Here is a 20,762-nt window from a genome sequence, read left to right as displayed (position 1 = left end):
CAAGGTGGGGCTCAATCCAGCGTGCGGCGGAAGCGGCGCACCGCGATCAGCATGGCGATGAGGGTGAGACCGGCGAGTGCTGCCGTATCATAGGCGAGCGTGCCGATTTCCGCGCCCTTCAGCATGACGGCGCGCACGACGCGGAGATAATGGGTGAGGGGGAGCGCCTCGCCGATCCACTGCGCCCAGCGCGGCATGCCGGCGAAAGGAAACATGAAGCCGGAGAGCAGGATGTTCGGCAGGAAGAACATCATCGCCATCTGCATGGCCTGCAACTGGTTCGTGGCCATGGTGGAGAAGGTGTAGCCGATCGACAGGTTGGTGATGACGAAGAGAGCCGTGATGGCGGCGAGCGCGGCCGGATGGCCGATGATCGGCACCTGAAACACCAGGATGCCGGCGGCGATGATGATGAGCGCCTGGATGAGCCCGATCAAAACGTAGGGCGTGATCTTGCCGAGCATGATCTCCAGCGGTTTGATGGGCATGGAAAGCAGGTTTTCCATGGTGCCGCGTTCCGTCTCGCGCGTCACCGAAAGGGCGGTGAAGATCAAGAGCGTCATCGTCAGGATGGTGCCGAGCAGGCCGGGCACGATGTTGAGCGTTGAGGAGCCGGCCGGGTTGTAGCGCCGGTGCTGGATGACCTCGAAGGCCGGTTTTGCCGGTTCGGCGAACTCCACCTGCCGATCGCCGGCGAGCGCGGATGTGACGATGCCGGAAAGCGCGCCGAGCGCCGAGCTTGCCGCAACCGGGTCCGTGGCATCGGCGGCGATCAGCAGGGCAGGGGTATCGCCGCGCCTCAGACTGCGTTCGAAGCCTTCGGGAATTTCCACGACGAAGAGCGCCTCGCCGGATTCGAGCAGCCGGTCCATGTCCTCGGCGCGGGTGACGACCGAGCGGACCTCGAAGAAATCGGTGTTTTTAAGCGCTGCGAGAATGGAGCGGCCGATATCCGTATTCTCGCGCATCAGCACGGCGGTCGGCAGGTTGTGCGGTGTCGTGTTGATCGCGAAGCCGAACAGCAGAAGCTGCATGATCGGGATCATGATCATGGTCGCGAGCGTGATGCGGTCGCGGGTCATCTGGATGAATTCCTTGACCGTCATCGCCCAGAAGCGGCCGAAGAAGCCTCCGTTGCCGTTACTATTGCTGTTGTTCGGGCCGTTCGCACTCATCGGAAATTGTCCTCCGAGCGACGCATCAGGTCGATGAAGGCATCCTCGAGCGTCGCCTCTCCCTTTTCCCACTTGAGGCCCGGCCGGTCGCGCCATGGGGCGATCGCCTTTTCCAGCTCTTCCGCATCGCGGCCCGCGACATGCAGGCTGGTGCCGAAGGGGGCGATCATGTCTATGCCCGGCACGCCGTCGAGTTCGGACTGGAGGCGGTGCACATCCGGACCGGAGACGGTGAAGGTGACGAGGCCGGTGCCTTCAATCACTTCGTCCACCGTGCCCTCGGCCAGAAGCTTGCCATAGGCGATATAGGCGATCTCGTGGCAGCGCTCCGCCTCGTCCATGTAATGGGTGGAGACCAGCACCGAGAGGCCTTCGGCAGCAAGTGCATGGATCTCGTTCCAGAAGTCACGCCGGGCCTTGGGATCGACGCCGGCGGTCGGTTCGTCCAACAGGAGAAGCGCAGGTTCCGGCAGGATGCAGGCGCCGAGCGCGAGGCGCTGTTTCCAACCGCCGGAAAGCTCGCCCGCAAGCTGCTTCTCGCGCCCCTTGAGACCCAGGCGCTCGATTGCCGCGCCCGCCTTTTCGCGCGGATCGGGCAGGCCGTAGACGCGGGCCACGAATTCCAGGTTCTCGCGGATCGAGAGGTCCTGATAGAGCGAGAATTTCTGGGTCATGTAGCCGACGCGGCGGCGGATGCGATCGCTTTCGGTGAGGATATCGAAGCCGAGGCAGGTGCCGGTGCCGCTATCCGGCGTCAAGAGCCCGCAGAGCATGCGGATCGTGGTCGTCTTGCCGGAGCCGTTGGGTCCGAGAAAGCCATGAATGCGGCCCTTCCTGACCGACATGGAAACGTCATCGACCACTTTGCGACCGCCGAAGCTCTTGGTCAGGTGATGGACGTCGATGACGACCTCGGGCGCGTTCTCGGCGATCATGATCCGGCTCCGGGAACCACATCGACCGGCTGGCCGGGGCGCAGCTTCGCCGGTTGAGCGGGGATCGCCTCGACGCGATAGACGAGCTTGGAGCGCTCCTCCATGCTGTAGATGACCGGCGGGGTGAATTCCGCTTCCGTCGCGATGAAGCTGATACGGGCGTCCGACGGCTCGCAGGCATCGCAGGTGACGCGGATCGGTTCACTGAGCGAAAGCCTCGCTATCTCGGTCTCCGGCACGAAGAAGCGGATGCGGACGTTTTCCGGCGGCAGCAGGGCGACGATAGGCCTGCCGGCGGGCACGACCTCGCCCAGGCGATAATAGAGCCTTTCGATGCTGCCGGCGGCAGGGGCGGAGACGGCGCGCTTGGCAAGTGCAGCCTCAGCGGAGGCAAGCTCGGCCTTCGCGGCCTCGACGTTCTCGCGCGCCTGGCGCACGGCCTGTTCGCGGGCGGGGAGCGTGGCGAGCGTGATCTGGCTGCGGGCGCTGTCGAGCGAGGCGCGGTTCGCCGCTTCGGTGGCGACCGCCACGTCGAGGCTAGCCTGGGTGGCGGTGCCCTTGGCGACGAGCGAGCGGGTGCGCGCCAGCTCCTGCTTCGAGAGTTCGAGCTGGGCGACCGCTTCACGCTCCGAGGCGCGCAGCACGTCGATCTCCTCCGGCCGCTTCTGGGCGGCTTCGGCGAGATCGAGTTCGGCCTGGGATCGGGCGAGCGCGGCACGCGCGGCGGAAACGGCGGCCTCCTCGTTTTCGGTATCGAGCCGGAAAAGAGAGGCGTCGGCGGCGACCGTTCCGCCTTCCTCGACATCGACGGCGGCGAGCCGTCCGACGCTTTCGGCCCCGATGAAGAGCGTGTCCGCCTCCACCCAGCCCTGATAGGGACGCGGGGCCTCATCCCGCAGGAAGAAGGGGAGGGCGGCAAGGGCCGCGACGGCAATGAGGACGATGAACACGATGCGTTTCATGGCGAGGTTCCTCCTTCCGGCAGGAACAGGGTGTCGAGAAAGGCATCCAGCAGCTTTCGCGCATCGAGCGGTTCATAGCGCTCGAAAAGTGTCGACCAGATGACGGCGAGCAGCGCCGGCGCCATCACCACCTGCGGGGTTTCGGCAAGCGCAGGGTTGCGCAGCTCGCCGTTCTCGGCGGCCCGCTTCAGCACCGGCCGCAGGATGGAAAGGCCCTTGGAGATGATCTCGCGATGGTAGAATTCCGTTACCCGCGGGAACATGGGGCCCTCGGCGATCACCAGCCGCAGCAGATGGCGGCGGTCGGTATTGAGCACTTCCCGCTCGAAAAGGGCGTAGAACATGGAGACGACGAAACGGGGTGAGACATCCTGCGTGGCAAGCATGGCCTCGACTTCGCCGAGGATGGGCGAGGCGACCCCGGAGACGAGCGCGGTGAACAGGGCCTCCTTGTCCGGGAAGTGCAGGTAGACCGTGCCCTTGGCGATGCCGGCGCGGGCGGCGACATCCTCCATGCGGGTGGCGGCGAAGCCGCGCTCGGAAAAACAGGCGAATGCCGCCTGCAGGATTTCCGCCCGGCGCTGCTCCGGCTCCAGCTTGCGTCTGGTCCTTTCCTTCGTCATCGTCTCTTCCAATTATGACTGACTGGACAGTCATTATCATGGGCTGGAAGATTTTGCAAGGAAGTAGGGTGGGAACTGTCACAACCAGGTTTTGCTGTTGAGATGCTTGCCGGCACGCGGATGCTTCCAATTTATTTTCGGTGCGATGTCGGATCACCCAGGGCACGTTCGTCATAGTAGTATCAGGACAACACATGAGCCTGAAAAACGAAGGATGAGAGGACGATGCAATGGCAAAGAACACTATCTGCCTATGGTACGACAAGGACGCAGAGGAGGCCGCCCGCTTCTATGCCGAGACCTTTCCCGACAGCGCGGTGGGTGCCCTCATCCGCGCGCCTGGAAACTATCCGGACGGGAAGCAGGGAGACGTGCTGGTCGTTGAATTCACGGTGGCGGGCATCCCCTGTATCGGCCTTAACGGCGGCCCCATGTTCAAACACAACGAAGCCTTCTCCTTTCAGATCGCAACCGACGACCAGGAGGAAACCGATCGCTACTGGAACGCCATTGTCGGCAATGGCGGCCAGGAAAGCGAATGCGGCTGGTGCAAGGACAAGTGGGGCGTCTCCTGGCAGATCACGCCACGCGTCCTGACCGAGGCGGTCGCGGCAGGCGGCGATCAGGCAAAGCGCGCTTTCGATGCGATGATGACCATGAGGAAGATCGACGTCGCGGCGATCGAGGCCGCGCGGCGCGGCTGATCCGCGATCAGCACGGGCCGGGCCCCGTGTTTGCAGCCGGCGCCGGATGAGCCCGGCGGCGCCCTTTGGCCATGCTTCGCCACGGGCAAGCTCCGCTTGGCGTCACACCGCAATTGGCGGTACACTTTTCCGATAGACTCAATTTTTCGGTTACCCGGCCATACGCACGAGCGGAATGGTGCCACCCTCCATTGCTGTGACGAGCTGCCATGTCGCTTTCCGAATTCGTCTATCGCCCTTTCGAGACGCTGATCCGGCCCCTCGATATTCCTTACCGGCCGCTGCCTTCGAGCGGGCCGGTGGCGGTCCTTCTGCATTTCATCTCGATGTTCCGCGGGGTTCTGATCGCGCTCGCGCTTTCCTCCATGGCGATCGAGGCCATCAATCTGACCATTGTCTGGGGACTTTCGGTTATCGTCGATGGCGTGACACAACACGGAGCTTCTAACTTCCTGAACAGTGAATGGCCGCTTCTGACTTTTCTCGGGCTTCTGATCTTTCCGGCCATGCCGATCGCCTCTTTCCTCCTGAATACTCTTAATTCGCACACGCTCGGGGTCGCCATGCCGGCCGCCATCCAGTGGCAGGGGCACAAGGCGGTGGAGCGGCAGGATCTCGGATTTTTCCATGATCTCTTCGCCGGCCAGGTGGCCTCGCGCCTGTCGCAGGTAGCGTCTGCCGTCCAGCAGCAGATCATTGCTGCTTTCCAGACGATCCCGCGTTTCCTGCTGCAGATGGTCGGCTCCGTGATCCTGCTCAGCGCGCTGTCCTGGCAACTTGCCCTGCCGGTCGTCGTCTGGATCGCGCTCAATGTGGCGCTCGCCGTCAAGATGGCGCCGATCTTCGTTGAACGCTCGCGCCGCACCGCCAAGCAGCGCAGCCTGGTGGCCGGCGCCATCACCGATCTCTATACCAACATGCAGATGATCAAGCAGTTCGCGGCCGAAGACAGCGAGGCGGGTGTCATCCGCCGCATCATACAGAAGGCGGTGCAGACACAGCACAGGGAGCAGCGCGTCTATCGTACGTCGGAACTGATCGTCGTGGCGCTCAACATGGCTCTCTGGCTGGCGATGCTTTCGATCGGTTTCTCGGGCCTCGTCGACGGCTTCATCACGGTCGGGGAGTTTGTCGGGGCAGTCTATATCCTCCAGCGGCTGTCCGGCCATACCTTCACCTTTCTCCAGATGGGCCAGCAGATTTTTCAGGCGGTCGGCACCATCCGCGACGCCATGCCGGTGATGACCACGCCGCCGACCATCACCGATGCGCCGGATGCCGCGACGCTCGTCGTGGAGCGGGGCGAAATCCGTTTCGAGAACGTCAGCTTCGCTTACCGGCCGACCGGAACGGTTATCGACGATCTGAACCTGATCATCCGGCCGGGTGAAAAGGTGGGGCTTGTCGGGGTTTCCGGGGCGGGCAAGACGACGCTGGTGAGCCTGCTCCTGCGGTTCTACGACTTGAAGGGCGGCACGATCCTGGTCGACGGCAGGGATATCCGGTCGGTGACGCAGGCAAGCCTCAGGGATAATATCGGCGTGATTTCCCAGGATGTCGCGCTGCTGCATCGCTCGGTGGGCGACAATATCCGCTATGGACGGCCGTCGGCTTCCCAGGAGGAAATCGAGGAGGCAGCCAGGGCTGCCCAAGCGGACGGCTTCATCGCCGAACTGGCCGACGGTGAAGGCAGGCGCGGATATGACGCCTTCGTCGGCGACCGAGGCATCAAACTCTCCGGCGGCCAGCGGCAGCGAGTGGCGATCGCGAGGGTGCTTTTGAAGGACGCGCCGATCCTGGTGCTCGACGAGGCGACCTCCGCGCTCGACAGCGAATCCGAGGCGGCGATCCAGGACAAGCTCGCCGTGCTGATGGAGGGCAAGACGGTGATCGCCATCGCGCACCGGCTGTCGACTATCGCTAAGATGGACCGGATCGTGGTGATCGACAAAGGCCGGATCGTGGAGGAAGGAACGCCGGACGAGCTTCTTTTGCGCGATGGGCTCTATGCCCGGCTCTGGAAGAGGCAGACCGGCGGTTATATCGCGGATGTGGACGAGGAAGGCTGAATTTCAGGCGTCATGCTCTTTTGGAGCGTAGGCGACGTTCGTCCGCTTTCTGCCCGAAGCGGGCGTCGCTACTGTTTATCGAGCCTGCGCTGGATATAGATCTCTCCCCATTCCTTCATGGCTGAGAGTACCGGCGCCAGTGTCATCCCGAATTCCGTCAGCGTGTATTCGACGCGCGGCGGCACCTCCGCGAACACCTCCCGGGTGATCACGCCGCTTTCCTCGAGTTCGCGCAGTTGTAGGGTCAACGAGCGTTGCGTGATGCCGCCGATCAGGCGGCGGAGTTCACCGAAACGCTTCGTGCCGCTGATCAGATAATGGATGATGATCGGCTTCCATTTGCCGCCCGCCACATGAACGGTCGCCTCGACGGCGCAGCGATATCCGCTTTCTGAAACGGGCATTCGAGCTCCATTAGTATAATTAGTATCCCTATATATAAAATGTTTCCCTTCTTGCGCAATGGCCTGCATGGGCAGATTTAACCATGATGCATCGTCGTCGCGCAACCCGAACCAAACAATGGGAAACATTAGGATGAGAGCTGCTTATTACAATCGCCAGGGCGAAGCCCGGGATGTCCTCGCCGTGGGGGAAGTGTCCACGCCCCAACCTGGCCCGGGCGAGGTTCGTGTCCGCATTCACGTGTCCGGCGTCAACCCGACGGATATCAAGGCCCGCACCGGCTTTTCGGCAACCATGGCCTTCCCGAGAATCATTCCTCATCAGGATGGGGCCGGAATCATCGATGCGGTCGGCGACAGCGTTCCGGAAAGCCGACTTGGTGAGCGTGTCTGGATTTTCGAGGCGCAGTACGGCCGGGCGAGCGGAACCGCCGCCGAATACGCGATTACACTCGCCACCAATGCCGTGCCGTTGCCAAGGAATGTTTCCTTCGAGGTTGGAGCAAGCCTTGGAATTCCCGCGCTGACTGCCCACAGATGCCTGTTTGCAGACGGTGACATCAAGGGACGTCGCGTCCTTGTCCATGGCGGGGCAGGCGTTGTCGGCACGGCCGCCATCCTGCTCGCCAAATGGGCCGGGGCCTGGGTGGCGGCGACGGTGCTCAGCGACGACCACGTCGCGGTCGCCAAGGCAGCAGGTGCCGACCTCGTCATCAATCTCTTGAAGGAGGATGTCCCTGCCGTCATTCGGTCGCAGACCGATAGCCGCGGCGTGGACCGGATCGTTGACGTCAACCTCAAGGCCAATCTCGCGATCGACATGGCCTGCCTTGCGCAGGGCGGCGTTGTCAGTTCCTACGCGACCGGACAGGCAAGCGACGAGCTTTCCCTGCCATTGCTCAAGGCGATGGTCGGCGGATGCGTGTTCCGGTTCGTGTTCATCTACAACGTACCGTTCGAGGCGAAGCGTGATGCGATCGACGCCATAAACGCCTGCATCGCATCCGGGGCATATGTCCCGAAAATCGGCATGCAGGTTCCGCTCGATCGTATCGTCGAGGCTCACGAAGCTCTGGAGACGGGTTCGGTCGTCGGCAAGGTGCTTGTCGATATTCAATGATGCAGCGGGCCGAAGCGGATCGTTTCATGCGATGATTTTCTCTATCGGGTAACCGGGCAGTCGCCCCCAGAACACTGGGGGCCCGACATCCTGGTATCCAATAGAGTGATAGAACCGCTGCGCCGTCCGAGTGCTTGTGAGACGAACGCGCGAGTTGCCCAAGTCCAGCAAGATTCGTTCCAGCGCTATGACCATGGCCTTGCTTAACCCGCTGAAGCGAGTGCCGGGCAGAATGTAGTTCAAGGTGATCTCACCAGTTCGTGTCGCTCCCCCGACGGAGCAAATCACTCCATCGCGCTCGGTCACTAGGAGAATTTGGTCTGGCGATTCTAGCCAAAGGCGAAAGTTTTCGGCTGTTTTGTTCGAAAGCCACATGCTCAGAACGTTTTCGTCTCGCAGGTGATCGGAAACGCACAGTTCCTCAATGGACCGCTGTATAACGCGGATGGCTTGTTCTGCATCCTTGGAGGTGGCAGCACGTATCATGGTCTCAACTCTCACAGACCTTGCTGACTGGTATTCGCCCTGAAAGTCCGCTTGTGGCGTAAAGCGCCATCCACCAGCGGCATCGAGCCAAATCAGCTCCGCCCGAAAGTATCCTCGATGCGGATGATATCGTCCTCGCCGAGATAGGAGCCGGTCTGCACCTCGATCATCTCGAGCGTGATCTTGCCGGGATTGGCGAGCCGGTGCACCTCGCCCTGGGGGATGTAGACGGACTCGTTTTCGCGGATGATCCTCACCTGGTCGCCGATCGTCACTTCCGCAGTGCCCTTCACGCAGATCCAGTGCTCGGCGCGGTGGTGATGCTTCTGCAGCGACAGCTTCTTGCCCGGCGAGACGAAGAGGCGCTTCACCTGAAAGCGGTCACCGTTAAGCACCGAGGTATAACCGCCCCAGGGGCGGTAGGAGGTGGGGTGCGTCTCGGTGAGCGCTGCCGTCGCCTTCGCGGCGGCGAGCTGCTTGACGAGCTTGCCGACGCTCTGGCTATCCTCCAGCCGCCCGACATAGACGGCATCCTCGCTGGCGATCACCGCGACGTTTTCCAGTCCCTGCACAGCCAGATGGCTGGTGCGCGACATGACGAGCGAGTTCCTTGTGTTGACGACCGTGGCGTTGCCGGCGGTGACGTTGCCGGCCTCATCCCGCTTGCCGAGCTTCCAGACGGCATCCCAGCTTCCGAGATCGGACCAGGTGAAGGAGGAGGGCACGACGGCCGCATTGGCGGTCTTTTCCATGATCGCATAGTCGATCGAGATATCCGGGCTTTTGGCGAAGGCTTCCGGATCGAGCCTGGTAAAATCGAGATCGCTGGTGGCCTTGGCGGTGGCTTCGCGGGCGGCGGCCTCGACCTCGGGCGCGAGTGCCTTCATCTCGGCAAGCACCTGGGAAGCCTTGAACATGAAGATGCCCGAGTTCCAGTAATAGCCGCCGGCGGCGAGCATGCGTTCGGCCTCCGGCAGGGCCGGCTTCTCGACGAAGCGTTTCACCGCATGGGCGCCGGAGGGACGCTTCTCGCCGATCTCGATATAGCCATAGCCCGTGGCGGGCTCGCTGGGCGTGATGCCGAAGGTAACGAGCCTGCCTTCTAGCGCGGTATCGCGGGCGATCCGGATCGCCTCGAAATAGGCGGCATCGGCGACGATCTCATGGTCGGAGGCGAGCACCTGGAGGACGGCATCCTTGCCGAAGCGGCTGCTCGCGAAGGCGGCTGCAGCGGCCACGGCTGCGGCGGTGTTGCGGGCGACTGGTTCCAGCAGGGTGCCTGCCAACTTGACGCCGAGTTCGCGGGCCTGCTCGGCCACCAGGAAGCGGAAATCCTCGTTGGTGATGACGACCGGCGCCTCGTAAAGCGCGGGATCGGAGACCCGCGTCAGCGTTGCCTGGAAGAGGGTGCGGTCGCCGATGAACTGGATGAACTGCTTCGGCGCGCTGGCGCGCGATAGGGGCCAGAGCCTCGTGCCCTTGCCGCCGGCCATGATGACGGGAATGATCTTCTGGGCCATCGCTCGTTTGCTCCCAATACCGTTCGGCGAAGAATCTCGAATGCAGGTGCGCATGAGTGCTTCTACGCATGTCGTTATCGCAAAACCGCTTCACACTTTTGCGCGACATGCTTCTAGCTGCATGATCGGTTTCTTTAAAGCAAGATCGTACAAGGAGGTAGGAGAGAGGGAGAAGACAGGTCCGCAAACCGGCATCATACCTTCAGCGAAAGGTAATGCCGGAAGCGGTCGTAATGATTGATGATATCGGCGATCACCTGTTCGGCGTCATAGCCGTAGATGTCGTAGCCCCTGCCGCCTTGCGCCAGGAATACTTCCGCCCGGTAGTATCGGTTGCGGCCACTTTCTCCCCGGGCTGTGTCCGTGAGCGCGAAGGCCGGTATCGGCTGGCTGATGGGGCGGACCTCATAGATGAAATCGGGCGCTTCCTGCCCGTGGCTGACGATCAACCGCAAACTGTCGTCGGCATCTTCGACGGTCGCAGACAGGTCCCGCTTCGTCAATTCGATGACCACGGCATCCAGCGCCTTGCGGACCGTGCTATCGATATAGGTGGTGATCTGGCGGCGTGTGGGATGGCTGACGATCGCTCCCAATCGCCGCCGCCAAAGGAAGGTCCCTTCGTTCGGAACAAGCGGCGCCGGGGGGAGGGCGGCGCTTTCGGTCAGCGCCACTTCGTCGTGGAGAGCCTTCCAGACGCCATAGCACATCAGGATCATGACGATGACAAGCGGCAGGGCGGCAATGACCGCCGCCATCTGAACCGCATCCAACCCGCCCGCCAGGAGCAGGCAGGCGGCGACCCCGCCGCAGACAAGCGCCCAGAACACGCGAAGCCAGAGCACCGGTTCTTCGTCTCCCCGCGACGTGATCATCGCGATGACCAGGGCGCCTGCATCGGACGCCGTTATGAAATAGACGGCGACGAGCAGGCCCGTGATCCAGGCGAGCAGGCCTGACCACGGCAGATATTCGAATACCGTGAAGAGCGCGATTGGCATGTTCTCCGCAACCGTGCGCGACAGCTCGCCATTGGCTGCGTTCAGATCGAGCCAGATCGCCACGTCGCCGAAAATCGTGAACCAGATGAAGCTGAAGCCGGCGGGTGCGAAGAGCACGCCGAGGAGGAACTGCCGGATCGTCCGTCCGCGTGAAATGCGCGCGATAAACATGCCGACGAAAGGTGACCACGAGATCCACCAGCCCCAATAGAACAGGGTCCAGGTGCCGACCCAGTCGGTGGGCTCATAGGCATAGATATGGAAGGTGCGCGAGACAAAGCCGTTGAGATAGAGGCCGATATTCTCGACGAACGCCTGAAGAAGGAAACGGGTCGGGCCGACGGCGAGGATCAGTCCCATCAATATGAAGGAAACGATGAGGATCATTTCGCTGAGGCGGCGAATGCCGTTGTCGAGGCCGGTGCCGACGGTGATTGTGGCCAGTATCGTGACGATGCCGATCAGGACGACCTGCGTCGTGATGTTCTGCTCAAGGCCGAAGAGATAGGCGCCGGTGGCGTTGAGCTGCGCAACACCGAGACCTAATGAAGTCGCAAGGCCGGCGAGAGTGCCGACCACCGCGAAGATATCGATCATGTCGCCGATCGGCCCGTTCACCCTGTCGCCGAGAAGCGGCCGAAAAGCCGAGCGAATGACGAGCGGCTCGCCTCTGCGATAGCCGAAATAGGCGAGCGAGAGGCCGATCACCGCATAGATCGCCCAGGCGTGAATGCCCCAGTGGAAGAAGGTTATCTCCATCGCGTCGCGCGCGGCCTGGGGAGTGCGGGCCGGCGCATCCGGTGGCGTCGAGAAATGCGTGATCGGTTCGGCCACGCCGAAGAAGACGATGCCGATCCCCATCCCCGCGCTGAACAGCATCGCGACCCAGGTTCCATAGCTGTAGTCGGGAGACGAATCGTCTGGGCCAAGCTTGATCTTGCCGAGCGGGCTTATCGCAAGGCAGAGCAGAAATATGACGAAACCGGCAACCGCCAGCATGTAGAGCCAGCCCGCCTCCTCAACGATCCATTTGTTCGCGGTCTCGAAAACTCTGGAGGCTGTGGCTGGGGCCACGGTCGCAAAGAGGATCAGGCCGAGCGAGATTACTGCGGAGCCAAAAAAGGAGATTGGTGAGATGCCGGATAGCGGAGGTTTCTGCAATTCGTGTCATCTCCAGCGGGTTTCATCATTAATCTAGAGGCGTCTCCGTAAAGTCCAACATACGCATCGGATTTGCATGGCACGCGGCCGGCACCGAAGCAGCGGAATGATCTCCTGCCGACGGTGAAAGCGGCAGTCGTGATTTCGTCTGTGGAAAGTTTTTGAGCGCGGGTATGCCGCTGGGTATTCGCTCCCGCCGCCTCAAGAGGCGTTGCGGGCAGCGATGCCGGCATCAGGTTCGATGAGCCTAGGGGCCACTATGCAAAAAGGGCTTTCGGTTTCCCGAAAGCCCTTGCTGTTCAGCGAATTCGAATGGTGGGCGTGACAAGGATTGAACTTGTGACCCCTACGATGTCAACGTAGTGCTCTCCCGCTGAGCTACACGCCCATCCGATGGCGGCGCATAGACCATAAGCTGATCGGGCCGTCAACTGGTTTTTGCCAGAAAATGCGAAGCTTTTTTGAAAGCCTTGCAAACCCGGTATCGCGCGGTTCAGGCCGCCAGCAGCTTGTTCACTTCGTCCACAAGATCACGCAGGTGGAAGGGCTTGGAAAGCACCTTCGCATCCTTCGGGGCCTTGGAATCGGAGTTCAGCGCCACAGCCGCAAAGCCGGTGATGAACATCACCTTGAGGTCCGGATCGAGCTCGGTGGCGCGGCGCGCAAGCTCGATGCCGTCCATCTCCGGCATGACGATATCGGTCAGGAGAAGCGAGAAGGGTTCCTCGCGGAGCCGGTCGTAGGCGCTTGCGCCGTTATCGAAGGAAGCGACGTTGTACCCCGCCTTTTCCAGCGCCTTCACAAGGAAGCGGCGCATATCGTTATCATCTTCGGCGAGAAGGATTTTCTGCATCATCTCCAGGACCGTAATTCCGCATGTTATGAGTCCGCCCACGCTATCAAACTTATGGTAAACATCCGTTTAATAGGGGAAGGACCGCTTATGGTGAGGTATAGATAGTATGGACTTCGCGCCGGGCAACTGGCAACATGCCGTGATAAACAAACTGGTGAAATGGTAAAGGCCGGATGGACTGGGTGACGGGAGAATTCGAGCACTTCGAGGTGAGGGAACCCGTAGAGCAGACCATCCCCTTCGTTTTCAATTCCCCCCATAGCGGCCGCTGCTATCCTCTCTCCCTCCTTGCCGAAACCCGGCTCGATTCCATGGCGATCCGCCGTTCCGAGGATCACTATGTCGATGAGCTGTTCGCCGGGGTGACGGAGCTCGGCGCGCCACTGCTTCTCGCCCATTTCCCGCGCGCCTATCTGGACGTCAACCGCGAGCCCTATGAGCTGGACCCGCGCATGTTCGACGGGCCGCTACCTCCCTATGTGAACATCGGCTCCATGCGGGTGGCCGGCGGGCTCGGCACGATCCCCAGGATCGTGGCGGAAAACATGGAGATCTACCGGCGGCGCCTGCCGGTGGAAGAGGCGCTTTTGCGCATCGAGACGATCTACAAGCCATACCACACCTGCCTGAGGCGGTTGATCGCCCGTACCCATGCACGATTCGGCTTCGGCGTTCTGGTCGATTGCCATTCGATGCCCGGCAATATCCGCCTTTCCGGTTCCGATATCCGGCCCGATTTCATCATCGGCGATCGCTACGGCACCAGCGCCTCGACCGAGCTTTCCCGCGCGGCGCTGCACTTTCTTGAGGATCTCGGCTTTTCGGCGGTGCGCAACAAGCCCTATGCCGGCGGCTTCATCACCGAGCATTACGGCAGGCCGGTGCGCGGCCTGCATGCGCTGCAGATCGAGATCAACCGCTCCCTCTATGTCGATGAGATGACGCTCGCCAAAAGGCCGGAATTCGAGCTGCTTGCCGCAGCACTTTCGGCCTTCATGCGCCGGATGGCGGAGTTCGTCGAGGATTTCGCGGGCGACACAGCGCTCGCGGCTGAATAACCGGCAATAATTTCGATCGAATAGAAAATGCGGGCAAAAAAAACCGCGCTTTTGGCGCGGCTAAGTCTAGGGAGGAAACACCCAAGGAGGGTATTTACAGTCGAAAGACTGTAGCTGTGACGTTAATGGTGCATTGCACAAATGTCAAGCAACTTTATCTGCTGATTATAATTTGATCACGTGCCCGCGGGTGCAAATGCGATTTGCTTTGTCGCCGAACGTGTCTAAAACAGCCCATCTTCATCCTTCGCCGGTGTCCCATGTTTCCCGATCGCGCCTTTTTCCATGCCCTTGCCGACGCCGCCAAGGCCGAGACCCTGCCGCGTTTCCGCACCGGCGCCTATGTGACGAACAAGATGGAGGGCGGCTTCGATCCGGTAACCGAGGGCGACCGGGCGGCGGAAACGGCGATCCGCGCACTGATTACGGAAAAGTTTCCCGAGCACGGCATCCTCGGCGAAGAGCACGACAATATCGGCCTCGACCGCGAGCATATCTGGGTGATCGACCCGATCGACGGCACGCGAGCCTTCATCTCCGGCCTGCCGGTATGGGGCACGCTGATCGGCTTCCAATCTGAGGGGCGGGCGACCATGGGCCTCATGGACCAGCCCTTTACCGGCGAGCGCTACTTCGCCGACGGCAAGCGCTCCTGGTATAGCGGGCCGGACGGCGAGCGGCAGATTTCGACGCGGGATTGTGGGTCTCTTTCCAATGCCATTCTGTTCACCACCTCGCCGCATCTCTTCGTGGGCGGGGATATGGAAAAGTACAGGGTGGTGGAAAGCCGCGTGCGGCTCTTCCGCTACGGCTGCGACTGCTATGCCTATGCGCTGCTGGCAGCGGGCCACGTGGATATCGTGGTGGAAAACGGGCTGAAACCCTATGACGTCGGGGCGCTGATCCCGCTCATCGAGCAGGCGGGCGGCATCATCACCACCTGGGACGGCGGCCGGCCGGAGGCGGGCGGCAGCATTCTGGCGGCCGGCAGCAAGGCGGTGCACGAAGAAGCGCTGGAGCTGCTCTCGGGAGCAGCCTGAGCCTCAGCCGAAGTTTAGGCTTTCAGGCGCGTATTCAAATTCACGCGGCGGTTTCGGTAAGATCGAGGCCGCCGTCCTCGCCCGGCATGAAGGCCTGAAAAGCCGCCAGAGCCTGGGCGCGGTAGATATCCTTCTCCTGCAGAATCTCGTGGCGCCCGCCGGTGATGGTGACGAGCTGGGCGGCGCGAAAATTGCGCGACAGTTCCTCCTGCAGCGCATAGGGCACCACGCCATCCAAAACGGGCGCGAGGATGAGGGTCGGGATGGTGATCTCGGTCAGGAGGGTCTGCCGGGAAACACGGCGGGCCGCACTCAGCGTCTCGTGCACCCAGCGGGCGGTCGGGGCGCCAACGGTGAGGTCCGGATAGGCCTTTATGATCTCGGTGTTCCGCTCGAAACGGCGCGGATCGCGCGTGAGACCGTTGTTCTCGAAGGGCAGCCGGCTCTTGTCCTTGCCGAGCGAGACATGGCCGAGGCCGGTCCAGCTCAACAGGGCCGAAAGCGGGCGAACCACTGCCTCGGGAGCTTCCTGGTTCTGGAAGCCGATATAGGGTCCGAGCAGCGCCATGCGGCTGATGCGGTTACCAAGGCGCGGCCCTGCCGACAGCGCGATCAGCGCGCCGGTGGAATGGCCGATGAGGAAGAAGGGCATCCGGGCATCCGGCAGCACGATCTTTTCCAGGAAGATTTCGAGATCCCGCTCGTAATCGCGGAAGCGGCGGACATGGCCCTTGCGCGGGTCCTTCGTCAATCGGTCGGAGCCGCCCTGGCCGCGCAGGTCGAAAGTCGCGACCCAGAGACCCATGGCGTTGAGGTCGCGGATCGTCTCGTAATATTTCTCGATGAATTCGTTGCGCCCCTGCAGGAGCACCACCGTGCCGGCGGCCGGCGAAATATCGGAGCGAAAGAGGGCATATCTCAGCTTCGCGCCGCGATAACCTTCGAAATAACCGGCCGTGGCATTCGGCGGCATGGGATTGCCGGGTGTTACGCGGAGAATGTCGTCCATGGAAACTGCCGTCGAGGTCATGAAAAAAGAAGCCGGAACCGGGTTCCCGGTTCCGGCAAATGTAGACCGAAGGGACGCATAATACCAGTCTTGGAGGCTGTCCGCCTTCTTGCCCCTCCCTTCTATCGAAAAGGTCCTGAACCTTACCAAAATCGAGCATTCATAAGGGGTTCAGGCAAGGCGGCGTTTCGCGAAAAGGGGGTCTTGAAGCGGGAAAAGGCAATTCCCATCTTGGTTGTGCGGGCGCCGAAAGGGTCCGCCCCAGCGGGAGCCGCATCGCCAAGAAGGGATGCGGCCACCCAAGTCAAAATTCGCAAACGTCGCTTCCAAGGAGGACACTATGCGTCACGTCGATTTTTCTCCGCTTTACCGCTCCACGGTCGGCTTCGACCGCCTCTTCACCATGCTCGACAGCCTCGGTCAGCCCGACCAGGGCCAGAGCCAGAGCTATCCGCCCTACAATATCGAGCGGACGGGTGAGAATACCTACCGCATCACCATGGCCGTCGCCGGTTTCGACGAGAAGGAGCTGTCGATCGAATCGCAGGCTCACGTTCTGACCGTCAAGGGCGAGAAGAGCGAAGAGGAAAGGACCGGTCAGACGGAGTTTCTCTATCGCGGCATCGCCAAGCGCGCCTTCGAGCGCCGCTTCCAGCTTGCCGACCATGTGGAAGTCCAGGCAGCCTCTCTGAAGAACGGCCTGCTTCATATCGACCTTCTGCGGAACATCCCGGAAGCGATGAAGCCGCGCCGCATCGCCATCGCCGCCGAGGCGATCGACGCGCCGAAGACGATCGAGGCTCAGGTGACCCCGCAACAGGTCAACTAATCCTCCGCAGGCCCTAAACGGCCAGCAAGCCCACGGCTCTTCCCGAAAGGGAGGAGCCGTTTTCCGTTTGGATCAACGGGCGGCGGTCTTGCGCGGGCGTCCGCCTTTTCGGCCGTTTTCGCGTGCAGTCGCGGCCTTCGCTGCGGAGCGCACCCTGCCGCCGACGGCACCGAGCTGGGCTGCCATCCAGTGCTTGGACCCAAATACGCCCTGCAGCAATCCGGGAACATAGGTATCAACATCCAGCTTCGGCCAATAAAGACCGAGACCGGAAGGGCTGATTTCTATTTCCGCGAGGTCGCTTGCCGTTGCTTCCGACAGCCCCTCGATCTTTCCTGCTGGAATGGCGAACTGAACTTCCGTGTTCAGCTCGATGACGATGCGGCCCGAACGCCGATCGTAGCGCGCTGACACGGCATAACCCGCCTCGCGCTGCTCCTGCATGCGGTTTTCCGCCGCCTTTAATTCCTGCTCAGAAATCGCCATGGTGTTCACTCCATGCCACGCAAAGCGTAGCGAGTTCGCTCGTCAAGGCATCCTCGATGCGACGAAGATCCGGAAGCTTGAAGCCATAGCTTTCCCGCAACTCCGGCGGTCCGTCAGGGCAATTCAAGAGGAATACCGCTTCTCCACCGGCGCCTTTTACGTGAACATGCGCAGGACGATGATCGTTTGGATAGATCACGACCCGCAGGCCGGCAAAACGTAAAAGGGTCGGCATGGATTGAGCTTACAAAAACCCAAGCGCTTTGGAAAGCGGTTTATGCCGCTGCGGTCGCGCCTTGGGCTTGCCTTTCCTTCAGCCGGTTCGCGTATTTCTGGGCGATCACGGCGCAAGCCATGAGCTGAATCTGATGGAAGAGCATCAGCGGCAGCACGATGGCGCCGATCGATTGGCCCGCGAAGATGGCGTTGGCCATGGGCACGCCGCTTGCGAGACTCTTCTTCGAACCGCAGAAGGTGATGGCGATCTCGTCTTCCTTGGAGAAGCCGAGCGCCCGGCTGCCGAACATGGTGAGGCAAAGGACGATCGCCAGAAGCAGGATATCGATCGCGATGACCACGGCGATGTCGCGAAGGGAGAAGGTGTGCCAGAGGCCTTCGATCACCGCCGCTGAGAAGGCGAGATAGACGACCATCAGGATCGAGCCGCGATCGACGGGCGCAAGCAGCGTCTTGCGGGCGCGTATCCAATTGCCGATCCAGGGCTGCAGAAGCTGGCCGAGGACGAAGGGCGCCAGGAGCTGGATCATGATCTTTTCCAGGGCATCCCAGGAAAAGCCCCCGTCGCCGGTGGTCGACAGGAGGATGCCCGCCAGAAGCGGGGTCAGGAACATGCCGAAAAGATTGGAACCCGAAGCGGCGCAGATCGCCGCCGGCACGTTGCCGCCCGCCATGGAGGTGAAGGCGATCGAGGACTGGACAGTCGAGGGCAGCACGCAGAGGAAGAGAATGCCCATGTAGAGAGGGGCGGGGAGGATATCCTCCGGTACGAAGCCGACGGCGAGCCCGAGCAGCGGGAAGATCGCGAAGGTGGTTGCGAGGATCGTCAGATGCAGCCGCCAGTGCAGGACGCCTGCGATCACCACATCGCGCGAGAGGCGCGCGCCGTGCAGGAAGAAGAGAAGCGCGATCGCGATATCGGTGGCGATGCCGAAATATTCCGCCCATATGCCCTGGACCGGCAGAACCGTCGCGAGAATGACGGTGCAGATCAGCATCACGGTGAAACGGTCGGGCAGAAAGCGGGCCATAGAATGGTTCCTGGGCATGGTTCCTGGAAGCGAGGCTTTCTCTTTTGCCCATCATGAAGCAGGATGCAAACATTAACAGTTATCACGATCGGCGATAACCATGCTGAACCTCTCACACCTCAACAGCTTCGTCATGCTGCAGCAGACCGGCAGTTTCACGCAGGCCGCGGCAAGGCTCGGTGTCGGTCAGTCGACGGTGAGCCAGCATATCCAGCGGCTGGAAAAGGCACTCGGAAAGCAGCTCATCCATCGCAGCACCCATGAGGTGAAGCTGACCACTGAAGGCGAGGCGCTGCTCGGCTATGCCCGCGGCATGCTCGACCTCAACGGCAAGGTCGAATCGCTTTTCGGCGAAAGCCGATTGCGGGGAAGGCTGCGGCTCGGGGTTTCGGAAGACGTGGTGGCGAGCAGGCTCACTTCGATCCTCGAAGACTTCATAAGGCTGCATGCGCTCGTCGATCTCGAGCTTACCGTGGCGCTCTCCGCCGTGCTCTACCAGATGCAGGATGTCGGCGATCTCGACCTTGTGCTGGCCAAGCGGCATATCGGGGAGACCCAGGGCCGTCTACTCTATCGCGAACCGCTTGTATGGCTGGCGCGGGATCCCGATCATATTCTTTCCCGCGGGGATACTTTGCCGCTGATCGCCTTTCCACCGCCGAGCATCACGCGAAGGATCGCCCAGGAGGCGCTCGACCGGGAGAAGGTGCCATGGCGGATCGTCTGCACCTGCGGGAGCCTCAGCGGGCTGACCGCCGCGGCGCGCGCCGGCATGGGCGTGCTGGTGCAGCCGCGCAGCATGGCGCCGGCGGGCCTCAAGGAAATAGCGGCCGGAAAGCTGCCTCAGCTCGAGGACGTGGAATTCGTGCTGGTGCCGAGGCGCGGCGCCGATGCCGCGCTCACGGAGGCGCTTTCGAGCCTCATCGTGGCGCGGATCGTGCCGTAGAATCGAACCTGATTCAGCGGCCGGTCGCCAGCGCGACGAACTGGTCCACATCCTCTTCGGTGGTGGCGAAGCTGGTGACGAGACGAACGAGCATCTCGTCCTTGCCCACCGGCTCCGGCATGTCGCGCGGCTCCAGCCAGTCGTAGAACTTTGCGCCCTTCGCCTCGGCGGCCTGGGCGGCGTCCTTCTTGACCACGACGAAGATCTCGTTGGAGGTCGTCTTCCAGGCCTGCCGGGCGCTGTTGGAGCGGTCGAGGCCGGCGCGCAGGCGGTCCGCCATGGCATTGGCATGGGCAGCAAGCTTCAGCCACAGACCATCCTGCAGATAGGCTTCGAACTGGGCGGCGATGAAGCGGCTCTTGGAGAAGAGCTGGGCCGAGCGCTTGCGGAGAAAGGCGAAGTCCTTGGCGAGCGCGGGGTCGAAGAAGACGATCGCCTCCGCGCACCAGCAGCCGTTCTTGGTGCCGCCGAAGGAAAGAATATCGACGCCGCGCTTCCAGGTCATTTCCGCAGGCGTTGCGCCGAGCGCCACGAGCGCGTTGGCGAAACGGGCGCCATCCATGTGGAGCGGCAGACCGTTTTCCCTGGCGATTTTCGAGACCGCATCGATCTCTTCCAGCGAATAGACGGTGCCGACTTCCGTCGCCTGGGTGAGCGTGACGGCGGCGGCGCGGCCATGGTGCACGGCGTCCTGCGGGTAGCGGGCGATACGCTCGACAAGGTTTTCCGGGTCCATCTTTCCGTGCGGGCCTTCGACCGGGATCATGCGCATGCCGCTGAAGAAATCCGGCGCGCCGCATTCATCCTCGATCACATGCGCTTCCGAATGGCAGAAGGTTACGCCGCCGGGCTTTGCGACGCTTGCGAGCGAGAGCGAATTGGCGGCCGTGCCGGTCGCGACGAAATAGACCGAGACTTCACGCTCGAAGAGTTCGTTGAAGCGCAGCTCGATCGACTTGTCGAGTTCGCTGGTGCCATAGGCGGCGGCGAAGCGGGTGGATTCCTTAAGGAGGCGCTCATTGATGGTGGAATGGGCGCCGGCCCAGTTGTCGGAAGCGAAGAACATCTTGAAAAATCACCTTGAAACGTCGGGGGAGGCGATCGTGAAAT

Annotated in this window: 20 protein-coding genes and 1 tRNA gene; 7 read left to right on the top strand and 14 right to left on the bottom strand. The window is 61.9% G+C overall.

The window, feature by feature from the left end:
- Window positions 1-11 precede the first annotated feature (11 nt).
- The 4 genes from YH62_RS13245 to YH62_RS13230 are packed head-to-tail and all read right to left on the bottom strand — an operon-like array spanning window position 12 to window position 3,695.
- On the bottom strand, window positions 12-1,175 hold the full coding sequence (locus YH62_RS13245; RefSeq protein ID WP_046794680.1) for an ABC transporter permease: 1,164 nt from the start codon (window positions 1,173-1,175) through the stop codon (window positions 12-14).
- On the bottom strand, window positions 1,172-2,110 hold the full coding sequence (locus YH62_RS13240; RefSeq protein WP_046794679.1) for an ABC transporter ATP-binding protein: 939 nt from the start codon (window positions 2,108-2,110) through the stop codon (window positions 1,172-1,174). The genes YH62_RS13245 and YH62_RS13240 overlap by 4 nt, the downstream gene beginning before the upstream one ends.
- Window positions 2,107-3,072 (bottom strand): HlyD family efflux transporter periplasmic adaptor subunit, encoded by a 966-nt coding sequence (locus tag YH62_RS13235; protein ID WP_046794678.1) that lies wholly within the window; start codon window positions 3,070-3,072, stop codon window positions 2,107-2,109. Before YH62_RS13235 ends, YH62_RS13240 begins: the two co-directional genes overlap by 4 nt.
- Window positions 3,069-3,695 (bottom strand): TetR/AcrR family transcriptional regulator, encoded by a 627-nt coding sequence (locus YH62_RS13230; protein ID WP_046794677.1) that lies wholly within the window; start codon window positions 3,693-3,695, stop codon window positions 3,069-3,071. The genes YH62_RS13235 and YH62_RS13230 overlap by 4 nt, the downstream gene beginning before the upstream one ends.
- A gap of 230 nt (window positions 3,696-3,925) precedes the next feature.
- Here YH62_RS13230 and YH62_RS13225 point away from each other — a divergent pair, with 230 nt between their 5' ends.
- Window positions 3,926-4,399: a VOC family protein gene (locus YH62_RS13225; RefSeq protein ID WP_046794676.1), complete on the top strand. Its 474-nt coding sequence runs from the start codon at window positions 3,926-3,928 to the stop codon at window positions 4,397-4,399.
- A 209-nt stretch (window positions 4,400-4,608) separates the two neighbouring features.
- On the top strand, window positions 4,609-6,468 hold the full coding sequence (locus YH62_RS13220) for an ABC transporter ATP-binding protein (RefSeq protein ID WP_046794675.1): 1,860 nt from the start codon (window positions 4,609-4,611) through the stop codon (window positions 6,466-6,468).
- A 68-nt stretch (window positions 6,469-6,536) separates the two neighbouring features.
- Here YH62_RS13220 and YH62_RS13215 read toward each other — a convergent pair whose 3' ends face one another.
- Window positions 6,537-6,872 (bottom strand): helix-turn-helix domain-containing protein, encoded by a 336-nt coding sequence (locus YH62_RS13215; protein ID WP_046794674.1) that lies wholly within the window; start codon window positions 6,870-6,872, stop codon window positions 6,537-6,539.
- A gap of 133 nt (window positions 6,873-7,005) precedes the next feature.
- Here YH62_RS13215 and YH62_RS13210 point away from each other — a divergent pair, with 133 nt between their 5' ends.
- Complete coding sequence (locus YH62_RS13210; protein WP_046794673.1) at window positions 7,006-7,992, top strand: NADPH:quinone reductase; 987 nt, start codon at window positions 7,006-7,008, stop codon at window positions 7,990-7,992.
- Window positions 7,993-8,570: 578 nt separating this feature from the next.
- Here YH62_RS13210 and YH62_RS13200 read toward each other — a convergent pair.
- From YH62_RS13200 to YH62_RS13185, 4 genes are all read right to left on the bottom strand, one after another.
- Window positions 8,571-9,998 (bottom strand): mannose-1-phosphate guanylyltransferase/mannose-6-phosphate isomerase, encoded by a 1,428-nt coding sequence (locus YH62_RS13200; protein ID WP_046794671.1) that lies wholly within the window; start codon window positions 9,996-9,998, stop codon window positions 8,571-8,573.
- 194 nt (window positions 9,999-10,192) lie between these two features.
- Window positions 10,193-12,160: a BCCT family transporter gene (locus tag YH62_RS13195; protein WP_046794670.1), complete on the bottom strand. Its 1,968-nt coding sequence runs from the start codon at window positions 12,158-12,160 to the stop codon at window positions 10,193-10,195.
- Between the two features lie 313 nt (window positions 12,161-12,473).
- Window positions 12,474-12,548: transfer RNA gene (locus YH62_RS13190), tRNA-Val, on the bottom strand.
- Between the two features lie 105 nt (window positions 12,549-12,653).
- Window positions 12,654-13,016, bottom strand: a complete 363-nt coding sequence (locus tag YH62_RS13185; protein WP_046794669.1) for a response regulator — start codon at window positions 13,014-13,016, stop codon at window positions 12,654-12,656.
- Between the two features lie 173 nt (window positions 13,017-13,189).
- Here YH62_RS13185 and YH62_RS13180 point away from each other — a divergent pair, with 173 nt between their 5' ends.
- On the top strand, window positions 13,190-14,074 hold the full coding sequence (locus tag YH62_RS13180; protein ID WP_046794668.1) for an N-formylglutamate amidohydrolase: 885 nt from the start codon (window positions 13,190-13,192) through the stop codon (window positions 14,072-14,074).
- A gap of 260 nt (window positions 14,075-14,334) precedes the next feature.
- On the top strand, window positions 14,335-15,114 hold the full coding sequence (gene hisN / locus YH62_RS13175) for a histidinol-phosphatase (protein WP_046794667.1): 780 nt from the start codon (window positions 14,335-14,337) through the stop codon (window positions 15,112-15,114).
- 40 nt (window positions 15,115-15,154) lie between these two features.
- Here the strand turns inward: hisN and YH62_RS13170 are convergent, their stop codons facing one another.
- Entirely contained in the window at window positions 15,155-16,123 is a 969-nt protein-coding gene (locus YH62_RS13170; protein WP_046794666.1) for an alpha/beta hydrolase, read from the bottom strand.
- A 340-nt stretch (window positions 16,124-16,463) separates the two neighbouring features.
- Between YH62_RS13170 and YH62_RS13165 the strand changes: the two genes are divergently transcribed.
- Window positions 16,464-16,952, top strand: a complete 489-nt coding sequence (locus YH62_RS13165) for an Hsp20 family protein (protein ID WP_046794665.1) — start codon at window positions 16,464-16,466, stop codon at window positions 16,950-16,952.
- Between the two features lie 72 nt (window positions 16,953-17,024).
- Here YH62_RS13165 and YH62_RS13160 read toward each other — a convergent pair whose 3' ends face one another.
- From YH62_RS13160 to YH62_RS13150, 3 genes are read right to left on the bottom strand one after another with little or no spacing between them, the layout of a single operon-like run.
- Entirely contained in the window at window positions 17,025-17,438 is a 414-nt protein-coding gene (locus tag YH62_RS13160; RefSeq protein ID WP_046794664.1) for a DUF2442 domain-containing protein, read from the bottom strand.
- On the bottom strand, window positions 17,425-17,673 hold the full coding sequence (locus YH62_RS29470; RefSeq protein ID WP_082118341.1) for a DUF4160 domain-containing protein: 249 nt from the start codon (window positions 17,671-17,673) through the stop codon (window positions 17,425-17,427). The genes YH62_RS13160 and YH62_RS29470 overlap by 14 nt, the downstream gene beginning before the upstream one ends.
- A 40-nt stretch (window positions 17,674-17,713) precedes the next feature.
- Window positions 17,714-18,706, bottom strand: coding sequence for a bile acid:sodium symporter family protein (locus YH62_RS13150; protein ID WP_170986371.1), 993 nt, complete (start codon window positions 18,704-18,706; stop codon window positions 17,714-17,716).
- A gap of 100 nt (window positions 18,707-18,806) precedes the next feature.
- Here YH62_RS13150 and YH62_RS13145 point away from each other — a divergent pair, with 100 nt between their 5' ends.
- The gene (locus YH62_RS13145; protein ID WP_046794661.1) at window positions 18,807-19,652 is read left to right on the top strand and encodes a LysR family transcriptional regulator; all 846 of its coding nucleotides are present in this window, start codon (window positions 18,807-18,809) and stop codon (window positions 19,650-19,652) included.
- 13 nt (window positions 19,653-19,665) lie between these two features.
- Here YH62_RS13145 and YH62_RS13140 read toward each other — a convergent pair whose 3' ends face one another.
- The gene (locus YH62_RS13140) at window positions 19,666-20,718 is read right to left on the bottom strand and encodes a low specificity L-threonine aldolase (RefSeq protein WP_046794660.1); all 1,053 of its coding nucleotides are present in this window, start codon (window positions 20,716-20,718) and stop codon (window positions 19,666-19,668) included.
- Window positions 20,719-20,762: the final 44 nt, after the last annotated feature.

This window comes from Rhizobium sp. LC145 (genome assembly GCF_001005825.1).
Lineage (GTDB): Bacteria > Pseudomonadota > Alphaproteobacteria > Rhizobiales > Rhizobiaceae > Neorhizobium.
This window is presented reverse-complemented; position numbering and strand designations above follow the sequence as displayed.